This window comes from Gardnerella vaginalis (assembly GCF_001563665.1).
Taxonomy (GTDB): domain Bacteria; phylum Actinomycetota; class Actinomycetes; order Actinomycetales; family Bifidobacteriaceae; genus Bifidobacterium; species Bifidobacterium vaginale_A.
In genome coordinates, this window is the sequence record NZ_KQ961859.1 from 1 (window position 1) to 5,408 (window position 5,408).

Here is a 5,408-nt window from a genome sequence, read left to right on the forward strand (position 1 = left end):
AATCTTGCGATGAGAGAAACTCCGAGAGCTCAGCAACAACAAATAGGAAAATTCTATAAATAAAACTATAGATTATCGAACAATAATAGTTGTTAGATTTTTTGTTATATGGACTGATATACTCTATAGTTTGATGGGTACGTTTTCTATTAATGCGTTTTTATTGTAACGTGGCGGTTCTTTAAAAATGTTGTTAGTAGGCATTGCGCGTGTCAATGTTTACGTGTTCATCAATGTCAATGTAAACGATGGAGAATATGCGTTGGCACCAATGAAGGAAAGGATAATGATGAATCGTCATCGGGATTTCGCATCGAAGATGGTTTCAATAGCAGCTTCAGTTGCAATGCTTGTAACATGTTTTGCTGTTACTGGTAATGCGAATGCTGAAAATACTGCCGGGGGGGGGGTTGCTTCCGGTAGCAAAGAAACTTCTAATAATGTAACACTTAATGGCAAGGGTGTTATTGTTACTGCTTTTCAGCAGAATTGGAATAGTATTGCTCAAGAGTGCACTGATACTTACGGTCCTGAAGGTGTGAAATATGTGCAAATTTCGCCTTCTCAGGATCATATTAAAGGTAAATCTTGGTGGACTTCTTATCAGCCTGTGAGCTATAGCTTAAATTCTAAGCTTGGCACTGAAGCTGAGTTTAAGCATATGATTACTACTTGCAAAGCAGCGAATGTTGGAATTATTGCTGATGCTGTTATTAACCATATGACTGGTTTTGATAATAAAGATACTGTCGGTGTTGGTGGAAGTAAGTATGATGCGCCTAATCAGTCTTTCCCGGATGCTGGATACACTAAAGACGATTTCCATCAGAGCACTGAAGAGATTAAAGATTATACGAATGCTGAAGAAGTTTGGACTCACAGGCTTTCTGGCTTACTCGATTTGGACACTTCTAAGCAGCACGTGCGCAAAGTTTTAGGTAAGTATTTTGCAGATTTGTTGAAACTTGGCGTTGCTGGTTTCCGTGTGGATGCTGTTAAGCATATTTCTCCAGAAGATATGAGGGGCATTAAAGCTGAAGCTATAAAGCAATACAACGAAAGTGTTGACGACAGCAAAAAGATTAATGACATCTGGTGGATGCAGGAAACTATTGGCAATCCTTCTGAAGCTGAACAAATTAAGCCTGCTGCACATTTAGGCGAAGGCGAAGTCAACGAATTTGGCTACTCTTACCAGCTTAAGCAAAACTTTAAAGGCTCGCTGATGAAGGCAAGCAAGCCGCTGAACAAAATTCAAGACGGCATGGTTGAAAGCGATAAAGCTGCTATCTTCGTTACGAACTGGGATACTGAGCGTGGTAACAGCGTGCTTACATATAAGGACGGTCGCCGTTACGCTTTAGCAAATGCGTTCATGCTCGCATGGCCATACGGCACTCCAAACGTGTATTCCGGATACAAGTTCGATAAGAATGATGAAGGTGCGCCTGGTGCAACTGATATACATGTTCCAGATGTAACTTGTGGTAAGGATTCCAATTGGCAGTGCGCTCAGCGTTGGACTTCTATTCGTGGAATGATTGGATTCTACAATGCTGTTCAAGGTGCGAAAGTCACAAATTGGCAGGATGATGGCGATAACAACATTGCTTTTAGTCGCGAAAAGAAGGGCTTCTTAGCAATCAACAATTCGCTTGACGAAAAAGAAGTTTCTTATAAGACTGATTTGCCTGATGGTGAGTATTGCAATGTGTATGCTGCAGGAGATTGCTCTAAGCCTGTTAAAGTTGAAAATGGTGAAGTTAAAACCAAGATTGGCGCTCGCGAAGCTGTAGCTTTACATGTTAATGCAACAAAAGCTACACATCCGGCTGGCTCTGCTGCAGACGCATCTGATCCTCAATATGGTGTAGAAAAGCCTGATGCAGGCATGCCAGAAGATCCTACAACGACTATTTACTTTAAGCCAGACGAAAAGTTTAAAGATAAAAAAGTATATGTTCACTATGGCATCAGAGGTTCAACCTGGACTCAAGCTCCTGGCGAAGAGATGCAGAAGGCTTGCGATGGTTGGTATAAGAAGACAATTACAACCAATGGCAAAGCTTATGAAGCAGTGTTTAATAATGGTGAAAACTACTGGTATCACGAAGGAGATAATAATAACTTTAAGATTCCAGCTCACACTGATTCGTATGTAGCTCAAGATCACAAGGGTAGTGTTGGAGTAAATCCTTGCCCAGTAAAATATGAGCCAAAGACTACTGTTCGCATCCACTACAAGCCAAAAGCTGGTGATACTCGCGATATTGGCGTTTATTTGTGGGGTAAAGACAAGGATGGTAAAGATCTACATGGAACTTGGCATCCGTTTACTGGCACGGATTCTTTCGGCAAAGTTTTTGAAATTACAGTTGATGGAGCTTTTGAAAACAAGTCACTTTCCTTTATTACTACTACGGAGAAGTGGGGTAAAGACGGTGGTGATCGTGCTATTGAAAACTGTGCAAGTGGTCTTGCTGAAGCTTGGGTAACAGGCGGAACTTGGACAAATCCTAATGAAAAAGACACTAGCGATAGCACTAAGTTTACTGCTCCAGACAATCTTAAGAATAAGCCAAAAGAGTTAAAGGTAACAGTTCATTATCGCAGGAATGCTGGCGATTATGAAGGCTGGAACATGTGGACTTGGAACGATGGAACCGGTGGTACTGCTCGTTACTTCACTTCGCATGATGATTATGGCAAAGTTGCAACCTTTACTGCTAAGAATGCTGGCGGTATTGACAGTGTTGGCTTCAAAGTTAGAAAATCTACGCCAATTAACGCTTGGGATAAACAAGATCCTAGTGACCGACTTATTCCAAACAATGCAATTAAGCTAGATCCAAGTGATCCAAACAAGGGTAGTGCTGAAGTCTGGTTAATGCAAGATGACATGACAGTATACTTAAACGCTACTATGCCACAACTTACAGCTCACGTAATGTCTGCTGATATTGCTGGCTTAAAGAAGTTAGCTGTAAAAGTATCTGGTGACGTGTCTTCTGTAAAAGACTCTGACGTAACACTTTTGGATGCTAGTGAAAATCCTGCCACGACTGTTGAGATTGCTTCTGTTAAAGCTAATGGTTCAGAGATTACTATCGAAACCAAGAATGACCTTAATATTAAACATGCGTATAAGTTGAGTATTAAGGGATTAGCTAAAGATATTAAGCTTTCTGCTTCCTCAAAAACTGGTGCTAGCGTAATTCGTACCGATGAATTCGATAAGAAATATGCTTACACTGGCAATGATTTAGGTGCTGTGTATTCTGCTTCTTCAACTACTTTCAAGCTTTGGGCTCCAACAGCAACTGAAGTAAAGTTGATTACTTATAAGTCGACTCAAGAAAACGCTGAAAAAGACAAAGAAACACCTATGACAGCAGAAGATCATGGCGTATGGTCTGCAAAGCTTGATGGCGACAAAGCTAATACAGCTTACGCATACGAAGTTCATTTTGCTGATGGCACAGTGAATGTTTCTGCTGATCCTTATGCTAAAGCTGCAGTAGTAAACGGTGAGCGTTCTGTTGTATTAGCAGATAAAGACGCAGGTAACGCTGGAAAGCGTATGCCAAAGTTTACGAATCCAAGTGACGCAACAATTGCAGAAATGGATGTTCGTGACTTCTCAATCAATCCAAACTCTGGTATTAGCGATGCTCATCGCGGTAAGTATCTTGGCGTAATAGAAGAAGGTACTAAGACTAAAGATAATCAGAATGTTTCTGGCTTTGATTATTTGAAGTCGCTTGGTGTCACTCACGTGCAAATCATGCCAATGTATGATTTTGGTTCTGTGGATGAAACTGGTGACTTGAGTTATGGAAAGTCAGGCGCTCAAAACTGGGGTTATGATCCAGAGAACTACAATGTTCCTGAAGGATCTTATTCTACTGATCCTGCTAATCCAACAGCGCGAGTTAAGGAAGCTAAGCAAATGATTGCTGGTCTTCATAAAGCTGGCTTGCGTGTGATTATGGATGTGGTTTACAACCATGTTTATGATGTGCAAAAGCATTCGTTTAACAAGACAGTTCCTGGATACTACTTCCGCTATAAGGATGGCGCTCTGAATGGTAATTCTGGATGCGGTAATGATACTGCGTCTGAGCGTCAAATGATGCGCAAGTATATTTTGGATTCTGTAAAGTATTGGGCTACGAATTACAAACTTGACGGCTTCCGATTTGATTTGATGGGCTTAATTGACCTGAAGACTATGCAAGAAGTGCGTGCTGAGCTTAATAAGATTGATCCTTCAATTATTGTGCTCGGTGAAGGCTGGGATATGAATGAACTGCTTCCTAAGAGCGAGTCTACTATTCAACCTAATGCTTATAAGATTCCAGGAGTAGCGTTCTTTAACGATTCATTCCGCGATTCTGTAAAAGGTTCTGTGTTTGACGCTAAAGGTACTGGTTTTGTAAATGGCAATACGGATAAAGGTGTTAAGGCTTTGCTTGAGCATAATTTGCTTGGTTGCCAATTTGGCACGAGTACTACTGTTAAGTGCTCGAATGGTAATGCTGAAACGCACTTTGCTGATGCAGGTCAAATTGTTCAGTATGTTGAAGCTCACGATAACTTGTCGTTGTACGATAAGCTAAAGGTTTCTGCTCCTCAAGACACTGAAGACGTACGATTGAAGAGAGTGAAGCTTGCAAATTCAATGATTTTGCTTTCGCGCGGCATGCCGTTTATTCAGCTTGGCCAGGAATTCTTGCGAAGCAAGAACAGTAACGCTAATAGTTACAATGCTGGCGATAAAGACAATGCTCTTGATTGGAATCGTGCAACAGAAAAATCTGATTCCGTGAACTATTTCAAGGGATTGTTGAAGCTACGCAAGAGCATTAAATCTCTTCGTGATTTTGATTATGTAACAATTAACAAGAACATGAAGATGATTGATGGCACTCCTGATGGTGTAATTGCTTACACGCTTAACGATGCAGATAAGCAATACGTTGTAGTGTTCAATGCTAATAATGCTGAAACTCAAGTAAAGATTCCAGCAGGAAAGTATTCTGCTCTTGTTGCTGATGGCAAAGTCAATGAAACTGCTCAAGAGGCTAGTGTTTCTGCTGACGGAACATACAAGGTTGCTGCTCTTTCGACTGCTGTGTTGCTTAATGCTGAAAAGAAGAGTGAGCCTGTAACTCCATCTCCTGAGCCTGGTCCTGTAACGCCTGAGCCTGATCCTGTAACGCCTGAGCCTGGTCCTGTAACGCCTGAGCCTGGTCCTGCTCCTCAGCCACCTGCTCCGGCTCCAACTCCTGCTCCAGATAAGACTCCAGCGCCTCAAGCTCCTGCATCTTCTGCTCCAGCAGCTCCAGCGCCTAAGTCTGTTAAAAGTCTTGAACCTGAGTTGAAGAATACTCTTACTGTTGGTAACA

The 5,408-nt window shown here is 41.6% G+C and carries 1 protein-coding gene; it reads left to right on the forward strand.

What is annotated here, in order from left to right; genetic code table 11:
• Window positions 1-289 precede the first annotated feature (289 nt).
• Window positions 290-5,408, forward strand: a 5,119-nt coding sequence (gene pulA, locus HMPREF3230_RS03155; RefSeq protein WP_419471023.1) for a type I pullulanase, incomplete at its 3' end; no start/stop codon positions are given.